The organism is Bradyrhizobium sp. Rc2d, from assembly GCF_900099855.1.
Classification (GTDB): domain Bacteria; phylum Pseudomonadota; class Alphaproteobacteria; order Rhizobiales; family Xanthobacteraceae; genus Bradyrhizobium.
Genome location: NZ_FNCU01000003.1, coordinates 185,836 through 206,566 on the forward strand (window position 1 = coordinate 185,836; position 20,731 = coordinate 206,566).

The 20,731-nt window shown below is 58.6% G+C and carries 25 protein-coding genes; 22 read left to right on the plus strand and 3 right to left on the minus strand.

Annotated elements, in window-relative coordinates; genetic code table 11:
• Positions 1-5: 5 nt before the first annotated feature.
• The 4 genes from BLV07_RS06975 (at position 6) to BLV07_RS06990 (ending at position 1,670) form a co-directional block, all read left to right on the plus strand.
• Positions 6-482, plus strand: coding sequence for a NifX-associated nitrogen fixation protein (locus BLV07_RS06975; RefSeq protein ID WP_091881680.1), 477 nt, complete (start codon positions 6-8; stop codon positions 480-482).
• A complete protein-coding gene (locus BLV07_RS06980; RefSeq protein WP_018319619.1) occupies positions 479-679 on the plus strand; it encodes a CCE_0567 family metalloprotein in 201 nt (66 codons plus the stop codon). Before BLV07_RS06975 ends, BLV07_RS06980 begins: the two co-directional genes overlap by 4 nt.
• Before the next feature lie 14 nt (positions 680-693).
• Positions 694-993 (plus strand): ferredoxin III, nif-specific, encoded by a 300-nt coding sequence (gene fdxB, locus BLV07_RS06985; protein ID WP_018319618.1) that lies wholly within the window; start codon positions 694-696, stop codon positions 991-993.
• A 281-nt stretch (positions 994-1,274) separates the two neighbouring features.
• Positions 1,275-1,670: a Rieske (2Fe-2S) protein gene (locus tag BLV07_RS06990; RefSeq protein ID WP_018319617.1), complete on the plus strand. Its 396-nt coding sequence runs from the start codon at positions 1,275-1,277 to the stop codon at positions 1,668-1,670.
• 9 nt (positions 1,671-1,679) lie between these two features.
• Here BLV07_RS06990 and BLV07_RS06995 read toward each other — a convergent pair whose 3' ends face one another.
• On the minus strand, positions 1,680-2,270 hold the full coding sequence (locus BLV07_RS06995) for a hypothetical protein (protein WP_018319616.1): 591 nt from the start codon (positions 2,268-2,270) through the stop codon (positions 1,680-1,682).
• A gap of 273 nt (positions 2,271-2,543) precedes the next feature.
• On the opposite strand from BLV07_RS06995, the gene BLV07_RS07000 reads away from it, so the two are divergent.
• From BLV07_RS07000 to BLV07_RS07080, 14 genes are all read left to right on the plus strand, one after another.
• Complete coding sequence (locus BLV07_RS07000) at positions 2,544-2,864, plus strand: HesB/IscA family protein (RefSeq protein ID WP_091881683.1); 321 nt, start codon at positions 2,544-2,546, stop codon at positions 2,862-2,864.
• Between the two features lie 42 nt (positions 2,865-2,906).
• Positions 2,907-3,197, plus strand: a complete 291-nt coding sequence (locus BLV07_RS07005; protein WP_091881687.1) for a NifU family protein — start codon at positions 2,907-2,909, stop codon at positions 3,195-3,197.
• Positions 3,194-4,375 (plus strand): cysteine desulfurase NifS, encoded by a 1,182-nt coding sequence (gene nifS, locus BLV07_RS07010; RefSeq protein WP_091881691.1) that lies wholly within the window; start codon positions 3,194-3,196, stop codon positions 4,373-4,375. Before BLV07_RS07005 ends, nifS begins: the two co-directional genes overlap by 4 nt.
• Positions 4,372-4,596, plus strand: coding sequence for a putative nitrogen fixation protein NifT (gene nifT, locus BLV07_RS07015; protein WP_018319613.1), 225 nt, complete (start codon positions 4,372-4,374; stop codon positions 4,594-4,596). Before nifS ends, nifT begins: the two co-directional genes overlap by 4 nt.
• On the plus strand, positions 4,593-5,456 hold the full coding sequence (locus tag BLV07_RS07020) for an SIR2 family NAD-dependent protein deacylase (protein ID WP_091881694.1): 864 nt from the start codon (positions 4,593-4,595) through the stop codon (positions 5,454-5,456). Before nifT ends, BLV07_RS07020 begins: the two co-directional genes overlap by 4 nt.
• A 343-nt stretch (positions 5,457-5,799) precedes the next feature.
• A complete protein-coding gene (gene nifB / locus BLV07_RS07025) occupies positions 5,800-7,359 on the plus strand; it encodes a nitrogenase cofactor biosynthesis protein NifB (protein ID WP_176945383.1) in 1,560 nt (519 codons plus the stop codon).
• Between the two features lie 10 nt (positions 7,360-7,369).
• The gene (locus tag BLV07_RS07030) at positions 7,370-7,594 is read left to right on the plus strand and encodes a 4Fe-4S binding protein (protein WP_091881697.1); all 225 of its coding nucleotides are present in this window, start codon (positions 7,370-7,372) and stop codon (positions 7,592-7,594) included.
• Between the two features lie 360 nt (positions 7,595-7,954).
• Entirely contained in the window at positions 7,955-8,269 is a 315-nt protein-coding gene (locus BLV07_RS07040) for a nitrogen fixation protein NifZ (RefSeq protein WP_091882092.1), read from the plus strand.
• A complete protein-coding gene (locus tag BLV07_RS07045; RefSeq protein ID WP_091881703.1) occupies positions 8,266-8,505 on the plus strand; it encodes a nitrogen fixation protein NifZ in 240 nt (79 codons plus the stop codon). The genes BLV07_RS07040 and BLV07_RS07045 overlap by 4 nt, the downstream gene beginning before the upstream one ends.
• 15 nt (positions 8,506-8,520) lie before the next feature.
• Entirely contained in the window at positions 8,521-8,880 is a 360-nt protein-coding gene (locus tag BLV07_RS07050; RefSeq protein ID WP_091882095.1) for a DUF3024 domain-containing protein, read from the plus strand.
• A gap of 34 nt (positions 8,881-8,914) precedes the next feature.
• On the plus strand, positions 8,915-9,184 hold the full coding sequence (locus BLV07_RS07055) for a DUF6129 family protein (RefSeq protein ID WP_091881705.1): 270 nt from the start codon (positions 8,915-8,917) through the stop codon (positions 9,182-9,184).
• A 41-nt stretch (positions 9,185-9,225) separates the two neighbouring features.
• Positions 9,226-10,380 (plus strand): DegT/DnrJ/EryC1/StrS family aminotransferase, encoded by a 1,155-nt coding sequence (locus tag BLV07_RS07060; RefSeq protein WP_091881708.1) that lies wholly within the window; start codon positions 9,226-9,228, stop codon positions 10,378-10,380.
• Positions 10,381-10,967: 587 nt separating this feature from the next.
• Positions 10,968-11,417, plus strand: coding sequence for a Rieske (2Fe-2S) protein (locus BLV07_RS07070; RefSeq protein WP_091882098.1), 450 nt, complete (start codon positions 10,968-10,970; stop codon positions 11,415-11,417).
• Positions 11,418-12,824: 1,407 nt separating this feature from the next.
• Positions 12,825-13,172, plus strand: a complete 348-nt coding sequence (locus BLV07_RS07080; protein WP_018319601.1) for a (2Fe-2S) ferredoxin domain-containing protein — start codon at positions 12,825-12,827, stop codon at positions 13,170-13,172.
• Between the two features lie 450 nt (positions 13,173-13,622).
• On the opposite strand, the gene BLV07_RS07085 is transcribed toward BLV07_RS07080, so the two are convergent.
• Both BLV07_RS07085 and BLV07_RS07090 read right to left on the minus strand, forming a co-directional pair.
• Positions 13,623-14,366 carry an OmpW/AlkL family protein gene (locus BLV07_RS07085; protein ID WP_176945384.1) on the minus strand — a complete coding sequence of 248 codons (744 nt, stop codon included), beginning with the start codon at positions 14,364-14,366 and terminating at the stop codon, positions 13,623-13,625.
• A gap of 458 nt (positions 14,367-14,824) precedes the next feature.
• Positions 14,825-15,238, minus strand: coding sequence for an ArsC/Spx/MgsR family protein (locus tag BLV07_RS07090; RefSeq protein WP_091881717.1), 414 nt, complete (start codon positions 15,236-15,238; stop codon positions 14,825-14,827).
• Between the two features lie 571 nt (positions 15,239-15,809).
• On the opposite strand from BLV07_RS07090, the gene nifH reads away from it, so the two are divergent.
• From nifH to nifW, 4 genes are all read left to right on the plus strand, one after another.
• The gene (nifH, locus tag BLV07_RS07095; RefSeq protein WP_091882104.1) at positions 15,810-16,694 is read left to right on the plus strand and encodes a nitrogenase iron protein; all 885 of its coding nucleotides are present in this window, start codon (positions 15,810-15,812) and stop codon (positions 16,692-16,694) included.
• A 144-nt stretch (positions 16,695-16,838) separates the two neighbouring features.
• Positions 16,839-17,630 (plus strand): nitrogen fixation protein NifQ, encoded by a 792-nt coding sequence (locus BLV07_RS07100; protein ID WP_091881720.1) that lies wholly within the window; start codon positions 16,839-16,841, stop codon positions 17,628-17,630.
• A gap of 283 nt (positions 17,631-17,913) precedes the next feature.
• On the plus strand, positions 17,914-19,119 hold the full coding sequence (nifV, locus tag BLV07_RS07105; RefSeq protein ID WP_244550993.1) for a homocitrate synthase: 1,206 nt from the start codon (positions 17,914-17,916) through the stop codon (positions 19,117-19,119).
• Positions 19,120-19,595: 476 nt separating this feature from the next.
• A complete protein-coding gene (gene nifW, locus BLV07_RS07110; protein WP_091881723.1) occupies positions 19,596-19,937 on the plus strand; it encodes a nitrogenase stabilizing/protective protein NifW in 342 nt (113 codons plus the stop codon).
• Positions 19,938-20,731 lie beyond the last annotated feature (794 nt).

A 20,731-nucleotide genomic window follows, 5' to 3' on the forward strand; every position in this document is an offset into this window, starting at 1 on the left:
GTGATATGACCGCAAAAATAGAGCAGCAGGGCAGCGCCGTCGACGCGCCGTTCCTCAAGGAGTTGATCAAGATTTGGCGTGCTCAGGATACCAACGGAGCCTGGGAGGCGAAGAGCGATCTTGACCTGCTCGAACCCTATATCCTGGACAAGGAGAAACGGCGCGCATTGCCGATTATCGGTGATCCTGATCCCGATACGCTGTGGCGGCTTAAGCTGTTCTTCGATGCGGTCGCGCTCTCGATCGAGAGGGAAACCGGTGTGATGATCCAGCCGATCCTGGATCTGCATCATGAAGGCTTCGGCCGCATGGTGCTCATCTCAGGCCGGCTGATCGCCGTGAACAAGCAGCTGCGCGATGTGCATCGCTTCGGATTTCCTAATTTCGTAAAGCTCGCGCAGGAGGGCGACAAATATGTCAGCGACGGAATCGACCTGATTCGGAAATTTCCGGACGTGGCGAACTATTGGGGATACTCATGAGCGATCGTGAAACACTGAAGGCAGAACTAAAGAAGCTGTCTGTCAAGGCGACACAAGCCAAGATGGATCTGCACGATCTTTCGGAAGAATTGCCCGTCAACTGGACCTCAATCATGGTGGTGGCGCAGAAGGCGCACAATGCCTATGCCGAACTCGAGCGCAAGAGCCATGATTTGAAGGCGCTGGAAAATACTTAAAGGGGGCCCGACCCATGTCATTTGCAACGCGCGATGGACGCAACTGGACACCAGAATATCTGATCTCGATCAATAGCAAGAAGTGCATCGGCTGTGGCCGCTGTTTCAAGGTGTGCGGTCGAGATGTCATGACCTTGAAAGGTATCAACGAGGAGGGCGAACTTGTCGACCTCGACAATGACGAGGACGATGAAATCGAAAAGAAGGTCATGATTCTGAACGATCAGGGCGCTTGCATCGGCTGTGGTGCATGCGCCAGGGTTTGCCCGGCCAACTGCCAGACCCACGTTTCAGGCGCAGTCGAAGCTGCGTGAGCGAAGGCGGCTACCAGCCACCGCGTTAGCTCTCCGGCAAATGGTCCAGAAAGGTTGAAGCGCGAAAGCTGCAGCTGCGCAGCCAGCATGGAAAGGGCAGCAAGGCTCAATGCTCGTGCGAATTGGTCTGAATTATGCGCCCGGGCCAATGAAGTGTGCCGCAATGGCGAAGCTTGCGCGTTGGATTGCCAGAAACACGATCCGTTCCGGCACTTGTAGGGTTCTTGCAGGGGTGATTGCACAGCGACAATGAAGAACGTCTTGCAATAAACGAGCGATGAATGCAGCCAAATCCCATCTATGCGATTTGCGGCTTTAACGAGATTCCGAGCCGCCAGGCCATGGGATTCCATCTTATGGTCGTCGAAGATGACGGCAATCACCGGCCGTGGTCCATCATTGTGGTGCGCTGGGGCAAAAAGGTGCTTGGCTATGTCAATAAATGCCCGCACAACAGCGTCAATTTGGACTGGGAGCGGAACGAATTCCTCGATCCATACGGTATCCGGCTGATGTGCGGCAAGCACGGTTCGACCTTCGAACTCGGCACCGGGCGGTGCGTCGAAGGTCCATGTCAGGGTAGAGCGCTCACACCGATCGCGTTGGCGGTTCTGGATGGTGATATCTGTGTCCTCGGTGTGCGTCTTGTCGAAGACGATGCATCTCCCAACAACTGAAGACCGCGCTCAGACCGGCCGGTTTTCGTTGCGGTTTTTCACGGGCTCCATCCTCTTTAGCCCGTCGTGGTACGAGATCTCCTCATAGGACAAATCGAGATCCTTTGCGGCATCGAGGAGGTAATCAAGCTTGCCGCCCGGATCGAGCTTCTTGATGTCGTCCTTGTTGAGCCCGACCAGGTCCATCATCTCCTTCCAAACGGTGGATTCATCGCACGGTAGGACGTGGAAATTAATATCACCGAGCTTGATTCGATATTTCGCGAGCAAATCTATGTTGTTGCAGAAGATGAAGTAGCTGCCGTTTGGGCTTAAGGCACCGTCAAGGACGGTCGCGACGTCAGCAAGATAGGCGAAGGAATGCAGGTAGCCGGCCAGCACCGGAATAGTGCGTTCTCCGTCCTGCGCGATCGTCAACACCTGTTCGATCGAATAGTCCGGCGGCCGTTTCTCGTCCGCGACTTGAGTCTGGAATTTTAGTGCGACGTCGCCGCGAAAGCCGAACCGGCCCGGCTTGGTAGTCCCGCCTTTGAGTACGGCATTGAGCAGGCGGCCCTCCTTCTCAAGTCTGCCGAGTGCGGTGTTCTCGATTGCAGTCATTAAATTCTTCCTCGATCTAAGCTCTTAACCGACGCCTTGGCCGGTGCCAGATGCGATGCAAATTGCTTGCCGTTGCATGCGTCGCGGCCTTCGTCGTAGCTTAGAAAGAAAACGCGTCAATGGGCTGCGATCGCCTCAAGTAGCCTTGTCAGGAACCCGACACCGGTCCCAAAGCCAACAGCCGCGATCCGAAAAAGTGAGCATCATCAAGCGTCTGCGCGCTGGCACGTGACTTGCCCTTGGTAGCTAAATCCAAGCTGATGAGGGAAAGCCGTGATCAACCTGACGGATAGCGCAGTGAATGCAATCAAGAGCGCGATTTCATCGTCGACGCACCCGACCGGCGGGGTGCGCGTCATGATCGAAGCAGGCGGCTGCAATGGATTCAAATACAACATGGGTCTGGCCGAGGAAGCGAAGCCTGACGACACCGTGATCGAATGCGACGGGCTGAAGGTGTTCGTCGATAACAAGAGCCGTGAGCATCTGGTCGGTACGACCATCGATTTCGTGATGGCACTGGAGAGCTCTGGCTTTACCTTTCATAACCCGAACGCCACCGCGAACTGCTCCTGCGGAAAATCGTTCAGCTGATGAAAAAAATCGTTCGAGCTGATGAGGAGGAGACATCGAAGCATGCAGGCCGAACCAGTACAACTAAGGCGATCGTCGTCCACTGCGACAGACCGAGAGCGTCGCAGTCGCGGCGCAATCGAAGAGATCCGACCCAATCTGCAACGCGACGGTGGCGACTGTCACCTGATCGGGATCGATGGCAGCAGGGTCATGGTCAGGCTGACCGGTGCCTGCACGTTGTGTAAGCTTTCGAGGGTGACGCTGGAAGGCATTCAGGCGCGGCTGGTCGATAAACTCGGCGAATTGGTTCGCCTGATCCCCGTAGCTGCTGCAGGCGAGGCAGTGGATTGAGCGAAAATCGAGTGCCGATTTACCTCGATAACAATGCAACGACACGGACCGATCCATCCGTCGTGCAAGCCATGTTGCCGTTCTTCACCGAGCAATTCGGCAATGCCTCGTCCACGCATGCCTTTGGCAGCGAGGTCGCAGTCGCTCTGAGGCAGGCCCGGCGTTGCTTGCGGGGCCTGCTAGGGAACGCATACGATCATGAAATCGTTTTCACATCGGGAGGGACCGAGGCCAATAATGCCGCGGTCCTCTCTGCGCTTGCGACGCAGGAAGACCGCGACGAGATCGTCACCACCTCGGTAGAGCACTCCGCCGTTCTTGCGCTAACCGAGCAATTGGCGGCAAGAGGAGTCAAGACGCACATCGTACCCGTAGATTCCCGCGGACGGCTCGACATCGAGGCGTTTGGCTGCGCGCTCGGGCCACGCACGGCGATTGCCTCGGTTATGTGGGCCAACAACGAGACCGGAACGATGTTTCCTGTGGAGTTTCTGGCCGGGTTGACCCGTGAGGCGGGCGCGCTGTTTCACACCGATGCGGTCCAGGCCATCGGTAAGGAGCGCGTGAACCTAAAGGACAGTGCGATCGACATGCTGTCGCTATCCGCGCACAAACTGCACGGCCCCAAGGGGATCGGCGCGCTATATTTGCGCAAAGGGACAAAATTCCGGCCGTTGATCTGCGGCGGATCACAGGAACGAGGGCGCCGCGGCGGGACTGAGAATATTCCCGGCATTGTCGGCCTCGGAAAGGCTGCCGAGCTTGCGGCGGAGCGGCTCGAACCGGAGCGCGTTCGCATTAGCGCGTTGCGCGACCGCCTTGAGCAGGGAATTTTGCACAATGGCGAGTGCGTTGCGCTCGGCGATATCAGCAATCGATTAGCGAACACGGCCAATATTGCCTTCGATCATCTCGAAGGCGAAGCCATCGCTCACCATCTCAATCGGGCGGGCATCGCCGTGTCGATCGGATCAGCCTGCAACTCCGGCTCAATGCAGCCATCGCATGTTCTGCGTGCCATGCAGGTGCCGGCGTGGCGGATACGCGGCGCGGTGCGCTTTTCTCTGTCGCGTGAAACCTCCTTCGCGGAGGTCGATGAGGTCGCGTGCGCAGTGTCCGACATCGTGGCTCGCCTGCGCGCCACCTCCCGCGTCACAGTCAGGGAGTTGACCTCGTGAAAATCATGATCCGCCGGTCTCCGGACGCGGGCCTGTCGATCTACGTGCCAAAAAAGGATCTCGAAGAGCCAATCGTGGAATCCGAGTACGAGACGCTATGGGGCGGCTGGATCAAAGTAGCTAATGGCTGGGTGCTCGATTTGCCCGAGATGGCGAGCGACACACGGTTACCGATCACAATCAACGCTAAAAAACGGGGCGAGAACGGGGACGATCCGTGAAGGCGCCCCCGCAGATCGACTTTGTCGATGCGGCCGATGCAAAGGCCACGCTCGTGGACATCGCTGCCGGCCTGAGGGCCGCGAGCATTGTTCCCTATCTCGGTCCTGGCCTCGCCGAATTGTGCAGATCCGATGTTCCGACCACGCCAGAGGCGTTGGCCGGCTTCTTCGCCAGCAAGGTTGCGCTGCCGCGGCGGGCTAGGGGCAATGCGTGGGCGTCGGCGCAGCATATCGAGATCAGCAAACATCGGTCCGCTGTGACGGCATTGATGACGCAGGCCTTCGCTCGGCCAGTCGAGCCGACGCGGTTGCACCATCATCTTGCGTCCTTGTCGCTGCCCGTCATAGTAGACGCCTGGTATGATGCCGCCATGCGCGCGGCGCTGGGTAAGCGCGATGGATGGGGCGAAGTGCAGGGTATCACCCGCGTCGGCATTGTGGAGAACCGCTGGTATCGCTTTTACGATTCTGTTGGCCAAGAGGTCGACAATGCCGTGGCCGGCAGCTGGACGACGGTGCTGTACAAGCCGCATGGCAGCGTGCAGCCGGCCAACAACTTCCTTATCTCCGACGCTGACTATGTCGAGGCATTGACCGAAATCGACATTCAGACGCCAATTCCGGACATCGTCAAGGAAAGGCGAACCGGACAGACCTTTCTCTTCATCGGCTGTCGCTTCAACGACCAGCTGTTGCGTAGCTATGCGCGGCAGATCATCAAGCGCTCGGCCGACACCCACTATGCGATCGTTGATCCGGACGCGCTCTCTCGCAACGAGCTCCGCTTCCTACTCGAGCAAGGCCTGACACCGCTTGCGATTGGGCTCCCTTGGGCGATTGAGATACTGCTGACCCATTAGTGGCCTTGTGAAGCCCGGATCCCCCAGCTCGTATCGGCATATTACGAGAGCCGCAACGCGAGAAAACCCGTTCAGATGGAGCCGGGTTCCGGCGAGCTTAGTGCGAGAATGAATGCGCAAGCCATGGAGCTCTGCGTGAGAATGACGACGTATCTGTCGCATCGTCAACAAGAGCATCATTGCTGTTCTTAGATGCGCCAGAGACGATCGTTTCCGCTAACGCGTTGGCGTATGGCCGCAATTTCATCGTCTCCGCCATGGCATGCAAGTTGCTACCCGGCTTCTTGAGGTTCGCTCACGGATGGTCCTGGGTGGCCGATGATGCCTGCAGGGAAAGATGAAAATGAACGCGGTCGTCGAACGCGGAAAATATGCCAAAGCTGCAGTGGATAGCGGCAAGATGATGCAGCCCGCCGCCGAGCATAAGGGCTGCCGCGCTTTGGCCAAGACCGGGCAGGCGAGCTGCGGCTCGCAGGCAGGCCAAGGCGATCTGCCGACCGAAATCTGGGAAAAGGTCAAGAACCATCCATGCTACAGCGAAGAAGCGCATCATCATTACGCCCGCATGCATGTCGCGGTCGCGCCTGCCTGCAACATCCAGTGCAATTACTGCAACCGAAAATACGACTGCGCCAATGAATCGCGTCCGGGCGTGGTGAGCGAGAAGCTCACGCCTGAGCAGGCGGTAAGAAAAGTTCTCGCGGTAGCGACCACCATTCCCCAGATGACGGTGCTTGGCATCGCTGGTCCCGGCGATCCCCTGGCCAATCCAGCAAAGACGTTCAAGACGTTCGAGCTGGTCGCCAAGGCGGCTCCCGACATCAAGCTGTGTCTGTCAACCAACGGACTGGCTCTGCCGGACTATATTGATACCATCGCCAGGTCCAAAATTGACCACGTCACCATCACCATCAACATGGTCGATCCCGAAATCGGCGCCAAGATCTATCCGTGGATCTTCTTCAACCACAAGCGCTACACCGGCATCGACGCGGCAAGGATACTCACCGATCGCCAGCTGCAAGGCCTCGAGATGCTTAGCGAACGGGGTATCCTGTGCAAGGTCAACTCGGTGATGATCCCAAACATCAACGACGACCACCTGGTCGAGGTCAACAGGGCGGTAAAGTCGCGTGGTGCCTTCCTTCACAATATCATGCCGCTGATCTCCGCGCCCGAGCACGGCACAGTATTTGGCCTCAACGGTCAGCGCGGACCGACGGCGCAGGAATTGAAGTCGCTGCAAGATGCTTGTGAAGGGGAGATAAAAATGATGCGGCATTGCCGCCAGTGCCGCGCCGATGCGGTCGGTCTACTCGGGGAGGATCGCAGCGCAGAGTTCACCACCGATCAGGTCATGAAAATGGACGTCCAATATGACTTAGAGATGCGCAAGGCGTATCAGGACAGGGTAGAGGATGAGCGTGCCGCCAAAATCGCGGCCGGCCAAAAGGAGCTTGCGGAATTTGCCGGAGAGATGAGCGCGATCACTCTTCTGGTGGCCGTCGCAACCAAGGGCTCGGGATTGATCAACGAGCACTTTGGGCATGCAAAGGAGTTCCAGGTGTACGAACTTTCTACATCCGGCGCCAAATTCGTCGGCCACCGCCGCGTGGACGTTTACTGCCAGAGCGGTTATGGCGAGGAGGATAGGCTTTCCGCCATCATGCATGGCATCCGTGACTGCCATGCGGTCTTCGTGTCCAAGATCGGGGGCTGCCCGAAAAGCAATCTGATCAAGGCGGGGATCGAGCCGGTCGATCAATACGCCCATGAGTTCATTGAGAAGTCGGCGATTGCCTGGTTCAGATCCTATCTGGACAAGGTGAAACGCGGGGAGATCCAGCACGCGCAGCGCGGCGACGCCGCGATCCGGCAAGGATCTCTGATCTCTGCAGCGTAAGGGGGAATATGTGCCATTCAAGATCATCGCCTCGCAGTGTACGAGCTGCTCAGCCTGCGAACCCTTATGCCCGAACGTTGCCATCTCGGAGAAGGGGGGCAGCTTTGTCATTGAAGCGGCAAAATGCACTGAATGTGTTGGCTATTTCGACGAGCCGCAATGTGTCGCCGCCTGTCCGGTCGACAATACCTGCGTGGTTGACACGTCCTTGCCTCGCTACCAGGCGCCAGCCTAAAGCGTGAACCCCCATGAACGGCATGCCGAGAGCTGGTGCTAAAAACGTCGCAAGCTTCGTGCTGCGCGTTGGCGGAGGCGCAGGCGCCGACGTTCGGTCCTCCATCACGGACGACGACTGCGCTGGATTGCCCTGCGATCGTGCTGTTGCTGGTCGGCAGCACGGCCCTGGCGAGCATTTCATTCCGCGTGGCGGTCCAAAGGCTCTTCGCGACGTCGAGAGTGGCCTTTCAGGCGGCGCTGCCATCGTCGATGTGACCGACGATGCCGCGCGAGCACGAAATGATAGAGGATCTCGCCTGCGGTGGGCCAGGCGGCGTCCCTGCACCTCTACGAGAGAGCGATGCATGAGGAGCGGTACATGACCAGCATTGTTCGCGACAGCGACGTCGTCGAGCTCAGCGGTCCGCCTGTCTTCGGCTTTGGCCAAAAGCTGCGTGCCAATCGCACCATCCGCAATGATGGCACCTATCGCGGCAAGGAGATTGGCGACGTTTTGGTCAAGAAGGGAGAGGTGGGTTACGTCGTCTCGATCGGCACGTTCCTGCAGCAATTCTACATCTACGGCGTCGAGTTTCTGGAAAGCGGCTACCGTGTTGGCATGAAGCGCAAGGAACTAGAGCCGGTGGACGCCTGCGCGGAGATCGATGATCTGCCATTGCCGGAGGAGTCATGACCCAGCCCGGCTTTCCGAAATATCGGCGGGGCCAGCGGGTCAAAACCGCAGTCGACCTCATCAACGATCGCTCATTTCCCAACACGGAGCCCGAGGGAGTCTTGCTCGCCGCCGGAGCGACCGGCGAGATCATCAACGTCGCTATCCATACCGAAGCGAACGTGCCGATCTATATTGTCGATTTTGGTGAGCAGCTGCTCATCGGCTGTCTTGAAGAAGAAATCACAGTGCTTTGAATGGAGGCTTTCGCCATGAATGCCGCGCTGATGAGAAAGGTAAAGGCCGGGCTGGTGCCTCACCCCAACGAGCTCGATCGCAAACGGATCGAGCGCGGCCTGAGCTCGCGCAAGCGCTATCTTTACGTCTCGCCGAACGTGACGCAGGTGAGGGGCGGCTACCTCATCGAGAGCCCCTGTTGCTCGCGCAACATCGACAAGGATGGTGCTCTCATCGACGTCGCGCTGATTCTTTATGATGCCGTGAGCGGGATCTGGAAGCTGTTTCGCAAGAACCACGCGCGAGGAATTTGGGAATTTTACAGCCTTTACCATCGCTTGACTTCTGCAATCGACGAATTGAACGCGGATCCGGAGCGTCTGTTCTGGCAATGACGAACCGCCTTTGACGAGTCATAGAGGAGCCACGATGGCGCTCACCGCGGAGGAATTGATCGAAATCGAGCGGCTGCTTGCAGCCGATGGCGCCGAGATGGGTTCGTTTGTCGAGCTGCGGCGCCGCTTTCCGCAGCTTGCTTGGGTGAGCTGTGATGCGTCGGATGTGGCGGATCAGCCGTTCCGGCAGTTTCTGCGTTTCGACCTTCATCTGATCGATGCATCGGATCACTGCGTGCAGATTACGGCCGATCCGACGCGGGCGACCGGCATCGTATTGGCCAAAAGGAATGTTGGGCGGTGAGCACTGAACTAGCAGAGTGTCGGCTTGATGGCGCGCACACTGTGGAGGAGAATACATCATTCATTCCACTGTCCGATCCCGATATCACCTTCGCCGAGCTCTCTGCCGTCGAAACGCTGCTGTGTTCGCCGCAAATCTCCAACGGGCGGATCACTGAGGCGTTTGAGCAGGCTTTCGCCGCCTATCTTGGCCGCAAATATGCTGTTGCGGTCTCCAGTGGTACCATCGGGCTCCTGCTTGCGCTGAAGACGCTCGGCATCGGCCCCGGGCAGGAGGTTATCGCCTCGCCCTACTCCTTTCGTGAGACCGCGCATGCCATCAGCCTCGCAGGCGCACGAGCGGTATTTGCCGATATCGACTATTGGTCGGGAGCATTGATCCCAGCGAAGGCCGAAGAGCGCATCACGGCCAACACGCGGGCGATTGTCGCCGGCAATCCCAACGGTCATCCCGCGCCATGGTCGGAACTGCGCGCGGTCGCGCAGCGCCATCAGCTGCTGCTTTTGGAGGATTCCACCGAGGCGATCGGATCGAGCTACAAGGGTGAGCTCGTCGGCCGGTTTGGCGACCTCGCGGTGTTCGACTTTGCCCAGCCGGTGGCCCTAACCTGTGGCGAAGGTGCAATGGTGGTGACCGACGATATCGATATCGCGGTCGGCTTGCGTCGCCATCGCGCCCACCGCCTGGACGAGCGCTCCTCCGTTGTTGTCGGTAGCACGGCACCTTACCAGGCCGGCATGAGCGATCTCACGGCTGCCTTGGGCCTGGCGCAGCTCAAGCGTCTCGATGAAATCCTGGAGCGGCGTCGCTTGGTCGAGCAGCTTTACAACGCGCATATGCAGTCATTTGAGGGCATCAAGCCGCCTTATGTTGGCCCCCATGTGACCGAGGTGAACTGGTTGCTTTATCTCGTTCATCTGGGGACACGCTTCACGCGATCGGGGCGCGACGCCATTATCGATGATCTGCGAGGCGCACGGGTTGAATCCGCTGCCTATAGCCAGCCGCTGCACTTGCAACACCACTACTTTGACTTCGGCTATCGGCGTGGCGATTTCCTGGTTACGGAAAAAATAGCCGATCGCGCTCTGGCGCTTCCGTTTCACACCCATCTCACGAGCAAGCAGATCGAGTTTATCGTCGAGACCATGAAAGATGCATCGATCAACGTGGGAGCGGGTGCAGCGATTTACTGAGATGCTCGTCATCCACGACACGGAAGAACGAGGAGTGAATTGCGATGATCGTAGTTTTTGTCGTCGCGAGAGATGAGCAAGGGGACGGAGGATAATCGTTTGTGGCAGCGTTGCCGGGCGCACATCGTGATCCACATGGCGGGAGCGCGCGGGATGCGCGGGAGGCATGTACTTGTCTGGGAAGGCCGCAAGAGAAATGTTCCAAGCGAGCGCGAAGAAGACCTGCTCGATAGTAGAAAAAGGCACATCCAAGGCGCGGCTTGAGGCGCCCAAACCAAGCACATCACAGTCGAGATCCTCGGTGCCCGCTCGGGATCTTTAGAGTTACCAAAACAGGGGATCGGTATGAACTCGCAACAAGTCATCATCCACGTCCGCTTCGGTCCGAACGGGAGGGTGATCCAAATCAGCGAGCGTCCGGCGAAGCTCACGCCGGACCAATGGTTTGATGTCCTCAACGCCCGTGCCAGCTCGGCTTATCGGCAGCTCGCTCGTGGCCGTGGGATTTTTCGGCTGAGCCGGACTGCGATCGACGCCTTCAAGCAGGAAACTGCGAGGCCGGGATGAGCGAACCGATAATCGGCAACCTGATGAGCGATCAGATCGAGGTTTTTGCCGTCTGTCCGGCCGATGCCATCGAGCGGAGTGGGGCCATGGGCTTTAGCCTGTCGCGGATCGATGATAGGGGCGAGAGCCGGCCGTTTCCAATTATTGTGGTGCGCACCTTCGGCAACGACTATTTGGGTTACGTCAATCGTTGTCCGCATGAGAGCATCTGGCTCAACATCGGCTCCGGTGCGTTTTTCTCGGTGGACCGCTCCTTTCTCAGATGCGGCCGGCACGGTGCAAGATTTGAGATCGACACTGGGATTTGCATCGACGGCCCCTGCGATGGACAATCGCTTGAGCCGGTAGCGCTCGCCGTGATCGAAGGTGACGTCTGCCTGTGCGGCGTCAAGCTGCTGGAAGACGATCGGTTTGTCGACCCGTTCGGGGACAGCGACGAGACAATGGATATCACGATCCATCCGGACTAGCGGGCCTATCGCTTTGCTCAAACTGCCTGAGGCGCTTTGCCGCCGGATGAGACCGTCGTACTCGTGAGCGTTGGCAGATGCGTGTCACGGCTGTTGACTTGTGAGACAAAACGGGCACCTCGCGCGGATTGCGGCCTTGCACTCTGCGACCTCCGCCGCACCAAGCTGCTTTTGCGGTAGCTCGCCAAATCAAGCCGGCAGTCAGGACATGCTTCTTACTGCCGGCGATATGTTCGAGCGGGAAATGCCCCCGGCGGCTGGAAGTTCGCCGAGGGCATCGTCTGGGCTGGGAGAATGGCGGGACCCAGACTGACAGGACCGTTTGGGGAGGAGGAATGACGATCCTGTGTCAGAAGTTCTTCGGCCGGCCGGCGCAGCTGGCGTTATTGCCTGCGTTGCAACTGCCATGCCAAACCTCCGTTCGTGCGACGCCCTTAGCGAATGGCGCCACCATCGTCAGCTAGAGTCGGTTAGGAGCAAATGCATTAATGAGCACGTGCTCCTTGCTCCGCATTCGCCGCTGCAAGCGCGTCTTGACGTGTATCGTGCGAAGCGTGCGCCCAATCTGGGACCGCTGTGTTGCCGGTTTGCCGTTGCTGCCGATGGGGATTGCGGCCGGCTTGGTCTGCAGCCTCAAAGGTGGCTCGGCGATCATCCCTGCCTCGTTTGGCTCTCCCGACAGGCGCTATCTGTTGAGGCAAACGATAGATCGGCAGCGGCGGAACGCAGCGTCCAGCTTCAGGGCGAAAAAGATGCTGTAGGCTCGCGCCGGACGATGCGGCCAGCCGATCACGCGACGGCAGAACAGAGCACTCGATTCACCGGGCGATCGTCGAGAATAAAGGCTCCTCGATAGGCGGCACGAGGGTCATGAAGATCGCTGCTCATTCCAAGATATGATAGCGCAAGAGCTGGGCAAAATAACCGAGAGTCTCGGTTATTCTGCGTACGAACTGCAGAAGGTTGAAGCGGGAGGTCAAACGCTATGCGAGGTTTGTCGTATCCGAAACAGAAGCGAACGACATTGTCGCAACCTCGGCAATAATTGTGAGTCGCGCCGGGCAAAGCAAGCGATCGTTGCAGAAACGAACGTTACGCATCTGGTGTGCAACTTGCTTTGGAGAAGTTGGATGGTGAGCAAGTGATGCGGGAGTAGAAAGATCGCGATGACGGCCGAAGACGTTGGAATTGATCAAGGAGGCTGCTCCGGACGCGAAGATATCTATCGCTGATCTTCAGCGACGACAATCACGATGGCGCCCGCTCATTTCGCCTGCTTTCGCAAGCGCGAGTGGGAATCAGTTGAATCAATTGGTCGATGCGGCGTTAAACCTTAAGAGATTATGGGGGCGATGTGCTCGCACCTTGTCTCTTTCAGATGAAACCCATTGATCACAGGATAGGCGAATGAACTCAGAAACCGAATTCGAGCTTCCTCAACTCTATAGGCATCATGTCTTTGCCTGCAACACGCAGCGTCCGCCAACTCATCCGCACGGCAGCTGTGGCGCCTCCGGCGCGCAAGCCCTGTGGGATCGAATGGGCAAGGCGATCGAAGCGCAAGGCCTCAACGATATTGGTTTCACGATGGCAGGCTGCCTTGGCTTTTGTAACTCTGGTCCCTTGATGGTCGTCTATCCCGACGGAGTGTGGTATCGCGCGACCACGCCCGAGGACGTTGACGAAATCGTAAACTCCCACCTCAAGCAGGGCAAACGTGTCGACCGTCTTGTGATGGTGCTAAAGCGAAGCTAGAGGCTTCGCTGAGCGGCCACTTGCCCGGGCTAGCAAGCATGGACGGCTTGTCCGTCCATGAGCTGGCCGCTCAGAGCTCGGATCGTCTAAGGTTGAGCGGAGGCCTCCCGCTCCGGGTCTGCGAACAGCAGGTCATTGATCTTGGCGCGGCGTGCCGCCTTTTTTCTCGGGCCCAATAGGCAAATGGCGCCTTTGCAACGCGCGACGAAACAAGAATATGATCATATCTGGGTCGATCTGTTGGTGTACCGTCACTCCATGCACGCGATCCGCAGCTCACAGCGAGAGCAATGCTGCGAATGGCTCCCCGTGTCTCGCGAGATGACGCGTCCCTGACGCGTCATCTCGCTCCGTGCTTGCACTGCGGTGCAGGTTAGGGGACGCGCTCGATCAGCTTGCCGCGCGTCCGGGTTGATCAAACGGATTCCCCTTTCTGGTCCTGTTCTAGCGTCAGAATTTGTAAGTGACGCCGCCGCTGACAAGCCATGGGTCGATATTGGCGCGCCCGGTGACGGCAATCGCATTGTTTACGGTCGCGGAGTACTCCGGCCGCAGCCACAGCTTCTTAACGTCAAAGTTGAGGCCCCAGTGACGATCAAGCATGTAATCGAAGCCGAATTGGACCGCCGCGCCGAATTGGTTGCTGATGCGAAAATCCGTCACGGCAAGACCGGGGAGCAAAGTATTGGCTGCCGATTGGTTGAAGAATGCGGTGTAGTTGATGCCCGCGCCGATATAGGGCTTGAGCTGGCCGAAATCGGTGAAGTGATATTGCAGGGTCAGTGTTGGCGGTAACAGCCAGGCTTTACCGATATCGAGGCCAGTGAGCGCGCCATTGCCGCTGATGTGATGGCTGGTCACGCCGAGAATGAGTTCGGCGGCAACGTTCTTTGTGAAAAAATAGGTGATGTCGAGCTCGGGTATGGCTCGATCGCTGATCGAAAGCCCAGAGCTTGGTGAGGACAGCGAGGGCGCCCCGGCGACACTGACCGAGCTGCCTGCGGTATCCGGCAAAACGCCAAGCACGCGCAGGCGGATCATCCATGGATTGAACGGTTCGATCGGAGGCGCTTTATAGTAGACCGGCGCCGGACCCAGATCCGCAGCCCGTACCGAGATGCTGGCCAACGAGGTCGCTAGCGCGAGGAGCGATGCCGTCGTCAGAACTGTCCTTGTTCTCATCGAATTCTCCATTCCAAAAATTCGCGCGAAGAGCCGCGCGAGATCTCTGTCACATATGGGGAATGGCGGAGGATTTGATGCCGATCAAAATGGGAGCGGCCGTAGCGCAATTATGCCGCTAAGTTGCATAAGGATCACGGCCGCGAAGCGTGGTGGTCTGTTCTGATCGTTATTCAATTCAAGAGAGCCGAATCTCTTCAAGGAACTTCCTCTCGGCTTGGTGCTCTGATCCAATCCAGGCCGCGGAGGTCATGCGTGATAAAGGCGGCAACTGCGGCGACTTCTCTCACACACTGCAAAGGCGAGAAGCGCGGCATTCGCAGTATGGGCGACGCCGCCTTACGGAGCAGCCACTCGCGCGGGCGTCTCAGCGAAGGTCCCGTCGCCTACTACCCGTGAAGGAAGCCGGAAGTGGGAAACGTCATTCCTTGCCTCGTTTGATGACGTTGGGGGTACGCTCCGCCGTTTCCTCACATCTGTGGACAACGCGTGCGGTTTGCTTCGTGCAAGCATCCCTCGAGATCATCTTGCGTCTTGCGGCCAAGCAGCGAAAGCACGGGCTCATGATCGAGTCCGGCACATCGTGCCCCGTCTACGTCGATCAGCGGTCGTCGTATCAAGAGCGGATCGCCCACCATCAATGCGAGTGCGCTTGCCGCGTCGATGGTATCGGGATTGACCTCGCCTGACTTGATACGCGGCGCAGCTCGGTTGAACCAGGAGCCGACGGGCATATTGCCGAAGAAGCCGCGCAATTCCTCCGCATCCCATGGCTTCTTCAAGATGTCTTGGGCGATCACGTTGTGGCCGGCGGACTTCAGCGCTTGAATCTGACGCGCGTTAGTGGCGCAGCCGGGCTTCTGATAGAAGATGATTGTCGCCACGATATACCTATTTAGGCGCGCCGAGCTGAACGATTGGCACGGCGCTGCTGCTTCCGGGAGCCCATTCGAATTTCTTGCCGATCATCTCCAATGTCAGCGCACCAAGCGCCGTACCGTATATGCAACACTGCCGCTAGTCCGCCAGGTTTCGAGCCCGACCGGCATATTCACTCTCCTCAAATCGCCCGCCTTGCGAGAAGCGCAGCAAGTTCCGTTCCACACAAGGGATCGGAACAGGTCCCGCCAAATCGGCTTTTCGCGTTGATGGTTGTGGTCGTTGTTCGTTTTCTGACAGCCGCGCAGATCCTGTCAGATCCAAAACAGCCAGGATCACTCACCGGCTGGTTGGTTTTTAGAAACGTAATCAGAAGCTTAAGGAGCGCGGTCAAGCGTTGGCACGGCGGTTGCTAATAAGCGGCAGCAACACTGAGTGAGGGCTGAGTGCACGCCGACGCGTAAGACGAGCGATGCGCTCCTTCCCTTGAACCCGTGTGCCCCCGTTTCTGAGAGAGAAACAAGCTCGCGCGCAAGAAGCGCGCAACTTTTGGCAAATCGGTTGATGGAGAGCAACATGTCTTCACTGAGACAAATCGCGTTCTACGGGAAGGGCGGCATCGGCAAGTCGACCACTTCGCAGAACACGCTGGCGGCGCTGGCCGAGATGGGTCAGAAAATCCTGATTGTAGGGTGCGATCCGAAAGCGGACTCGACCCGGTTGATTCTGCACGCCAAGGCGCAAGACACGATTTTGAGCCTTGCAGCGAGCGCCGGCAGCGTGGAAGACCTCGAGCTCGAGGACGTAATGAAGGTCGGCTATAAGGACATTCGCTGCGTGGAGTCTGGTGGTCCTGAGCCGGGTGTCGGCTGCGCCGGCCGCGGCGTCATCACCTCGATCAATTTCCTGGAGGAGAACGGCGCCTACGAGAACATTGACTATGTCTCATACGACGTGCTCGGCGACGTCGTTTGCGGTGGCTTTGCGATGCCAATCCGCGAGAACAAGGCGCAGGAAATCTATATCGTGATGTCCGGTGAAATGATGGCGATGTATGCCGCAAACAACATTTCCAAGGGCATCCTGAAATACGCGAACTCTGGTGGCGTGCGGCTGGGCGGTCTGATCTGCAACGAGCGGCAGACCGACAAGGAGCTGGAACTGGCGGAAGCGTTGGCCAAGAAGCTAGGCACTCAGCTGATCTACTTCGTGCCGCGCGACAACGTGGTGCAGCATGCCGAGTTACGCCGCATGACGGTGCTCGAGTATGCACCCGAGTCCAAGCAGGCCGATCACTATCGCAATCTTGCGACCAAGGTTCACAACAATGGCGGCAAAGGCATCATCCCGACCCCGATCTCCATGGACGAGCTCGAGGACATGCTGATGGAGCATGGCATTATGAAGCCCGTGGACGAATCCATCATCGGCAAGACCGCCGCTGAGCTCGCGGCCTCGTAAAGGTCGCGAGTCGCGGCCTTGTAAAGGCGCGCGACGGATGCCGGTCTCCCAAACCGCCCATCCCGGGAGGCCGGCATTCTGACGATCGACCCTGACCAAAACCAGGATGCGGCGGACCTGACCACTGTGGAAACCCGCAAAATTATGTCCGAAGCGCACTTCCTTCCGTTGATGGCTGCTTGTGCCGTTGGTGCCAACAGCCAGATGCACAGGGGAATTGCAACCTATAGCCTGCTCACCGGTGTGCCTCCTGCAGATGCCGATATTGCCATTGACAGCAATCTCGATCGCCATGTCCTGGCGTCCATCCTGGCGGCTGCCACAATGGATGGTGGTTCCCTTCCCGAGAAGGCCGGCCTGTCTGGCCTTGAACTGGCGGCCTTGCTGGAGCAGTACTTTCCCTCCCTTGAGATCAAGCTCGCGGAGCAGCTCTCGGCTTTCAAGTGCGAAGACGACGACGAGATCGCAATGCTGCGCGATTTCTTGCTCAAGCAACGCTCGACGGAAGGGGATATCGGCCGCTGGCTGGCTGCGATGATCGCGCGCCGCGCCATTGAGCCAGACCATCTGTGGGAAGCTCTCGGCTTGCGCAATCGTGGCGAACTCTCTCGGCTGCTGAGCCGCCATTTCGCGCCGCTCGCCGTGCGCAATGTCAACAATATGCGCTGGAAGCGCTTCTTCTACCGCATGCTTTGCGAGGATGAAGGCCTCGTGATGTGCACAACACCCGTGTGCACGCAATGTGTCGACTTCAACCTCTGCTTCGGCGAAGAAAGCGGTGAGAGCCGGATGGCCGAGCGCCGGCGCGATTTTCTGTTGCAGGCGGCTCGGCCGGTAGTTGCCGGCGACTGGCCATCTGAACTGCCACAAGGGTCCGCGATCGCCCCGTCATCCGCGAAGGCCTCGCCGGATTTGGTAAGCCGCGCGGGAGGTTGAGGGCGCGGCTGACGCCGTTTCGAGGCGAGCGAGTGACCATGTGTCCAAAGCGGCGGCGGGCCCAAAGTGCTCCGCGAAAATTCTCGATATCCCGGCGCGCCGCAATTGCATTAGCGTTCGAACTCGGCGTGGCAACAGGCAAGGCGTCCGCTTCATGAGCCTGTCGCATTTGCGACAATCCATTTGCTGAAGAAGGTCCAGGACCGAAGCGTTAGCTTCGTCAGTGGGTTGCCTGGGACGGCGGGCTGGCATGCTGTTTGCTGAAGCTTAGGTAGATCAAACAATGAGGAGCTCTCGCGTGATTTCCGCCAGCACCGCCGCCAAATCGTCTTGGTCCGACCAGGTGCGCGCCAAGCCCACCGTGCTCAACGACACGACATTACGCGACGGCGAGCAGGCTCCTGGCGTTGCGTTCACCACAGAGGAAAAGCTGGCGATCGCGCAGGCGCTGGCGCGGGCCGGAGTCACGGAGATCGAGGCGGGAACGCCGGCGATGGGCAACGAGGAGATCGCCGCCATTCGCGCCATTGTCGAAGCAGATCTTCCGCTGACCACCATAGCTTGGTGCCGGATGCGGAAATCGGATGTCGACGCGGCGATCGAAGCAAAGGTGTCCATGATCAATATGTCGATCCCGACCTCCGATGTCCAGATCGCGGCCAAGCTAGGTGGTCATCGCGACCTGGCGCTGGAACGGGTGAAGCGAGTGGTAGGCTATGCCTGTGCGCGCGGACTTGAGGTCGCCGTCGGTGGTGAGGACTCCTCCCGCGCCGACATCGATTTTCTCATCAGACTGATGGCAACTGCAAAAGCCGCGGGCGCGCGTCGCTTTCGTATTGCAGATACGCTCAGTGTGCTCGATCCGGACGCAACCTACGCGCTGGTCAGGAATTTGCGTGCGACCACCGATCTCGAACTCGAATTTCACGGTCACGATGATCTCGGACTCGCAACCGCCAACACGCTCTCCGCTATCAAGGCTGGCGTGAGCCACGCCTCAGTGACCGTCATCGGGCTGGGCGAGCGGGCCGGAAATGCCCCGCTCGAGGAAGTCGCGGTCGCACTCAAGCAGCTCTACGGGCGCGAGACCGGCATCATACTCCCGGAGCTCGAGAACGTCGCCGCGGTGGTTGCAGCCGCGGCCGCACGTGCGATTCCTATGAACAAGGCCATCGTCGGAGAGCATGTATTTACGCACGAATCCGGCATTCATGTCGATGGCCTTTTGAAGGATCAACGCACCTATCAATCGCTTGATCCCGTTTTGCTTGGCCGCTGCAACCGCTTTGTGATCGGCAAGCATTCCGGACTTGGGGCGATCACCGCGTTGCTCGATGAACTGCAGCTCGTCGCCAGCGCCGATCAAGCCAGACAAATCCTGTCGCAAGTCCGCAAATATGCCATCGAGCACAAGCGGCCGGTCGAGCGCGAAACCGTGGCGGCGATCTGGCGCGACGTGTGCGGATGCCTGGCAACCCACCCCGCGTGAAAAGCCGTGTCCAACAGCATTTGCGTCGACCATTCGCAAACCGACGCGCCGCAAGGACGGTGTCCGATAGCGCTGATGGGCACAAGCGGCGTCCAGCTTTCGCACGTCAGATCCGTGGCGCGATCTCACCTCCAGATCTTACTTGCCGTTCCGCCATACATGCTGTGATCTCCTACCCAATGGCGAGCCGTCCCCGGACTGCCAATCGGCGTCTTCTCGCGCGGCTGATTTCCGGTCCGGCGACCGTCCTGACGAGCGTCAACCTCGATCGTGGTTTGGCGATTGATCCCGGATCTTCATCGGAACTGACGTCGTCACCGGCGGACCTGCCGATCTGGAGCAGCGAAGTTGAGGGCACCGCTTTCCGGAGTCAGGCTTTGGCGATGCGGACAGCTGTGCGAGGCAGGACGGCAGCAGTCAACAGGAGCCGCCCCATCTCCTTAAACGTCCAGAGCTAATCCGAAGGAGGATTTTCGATGATCAACTCATCCCCGGCAGCCGGTATCCTGGATCGGCTCAGCAAGGCCTCGTCGGCAGAGGATTTTTTTTCGCTGCTTGGCGTCGATTACGACCCTAAAATCGTGAATGTCGCGCGCCTTCACATCTTAAAGCGCATGGGACAATATTTTGCCAAAGAGCAATTTGCTGGTGCCGCAGAGCCGGAAATCAGAGCTCGGTGCAAGGCGATGCTGGAGCAGGCCTATGCCGATTTCGTGGCATCGTCACCGATCGACCAGCGAGTGTTCAAGGTTTTGAAGGATGCCGTCGCAGACCCTAAGAAGGCCGCGGCCTTTGTCCCGCTGAGCGAGCTGAAGTGATCTCGCGCTCCACTGCAAGCAAGGTTTGCCCGACGGGGCGCCGTGGCAACCCGATGTGCAGCCTTCGTCTTTATCCGGGTCAACTCTCTGCAGCGAAGACCCGAGCGACGCCTGTCGTATTCCCGACCCATGTCTGGACTGGTCGTGTCCACGGTATCAGCGGCTATTTCAAGTGTCTGCCAAACCATTACTTTCGACTGACTTTCAATGGTTTTTGCAACTGGTACGACACTTGCTGTTGTCCTGCCGATCCGATCATCGATGCCGACAGATGGTAGTCGTCCGAGATGAGATTGAAGGAAGACCCATGATGCTGCTTTTACTGCCTGCCGAGCGCTGCGGCATCATCTCGTGGCCTACGATCGCGCCAGGTCCGTTCGAAATGGTCTTTGACGCGATCGAAGTTCCGTATCGACGGTGAGATGGTGGTCAATGGATAAGTCGCCCGTTCGCGCTACACCTGGAGAGGGTATGTACAGCGCCCGCATCAAACCGGTCCCCGATTCCGCGCAGGTTTGTATCCATCTCATGGCGGATAGCAACATGCGTCAGGAAGAGGGGCAACGTCGGCCCATACGGGTTGTCGGCGCTGGAGGCTCGGCATGGATGGCGTGACAGGTGCGTTGCCAGGATCGCCCTCGTCGTCACAGTCAATGTGGCGCCGCTGTGCCGAAAGTGACGCGCAGGTATTGCGCAGCGAACGGACTCGCCAACTCAGGCATGAAAGCGACCGGTCAGAATCACCGCGGCGCCCTGGCCGCCGCGGTGGCGCTCGTCGAACCCGGCGCGCAGGG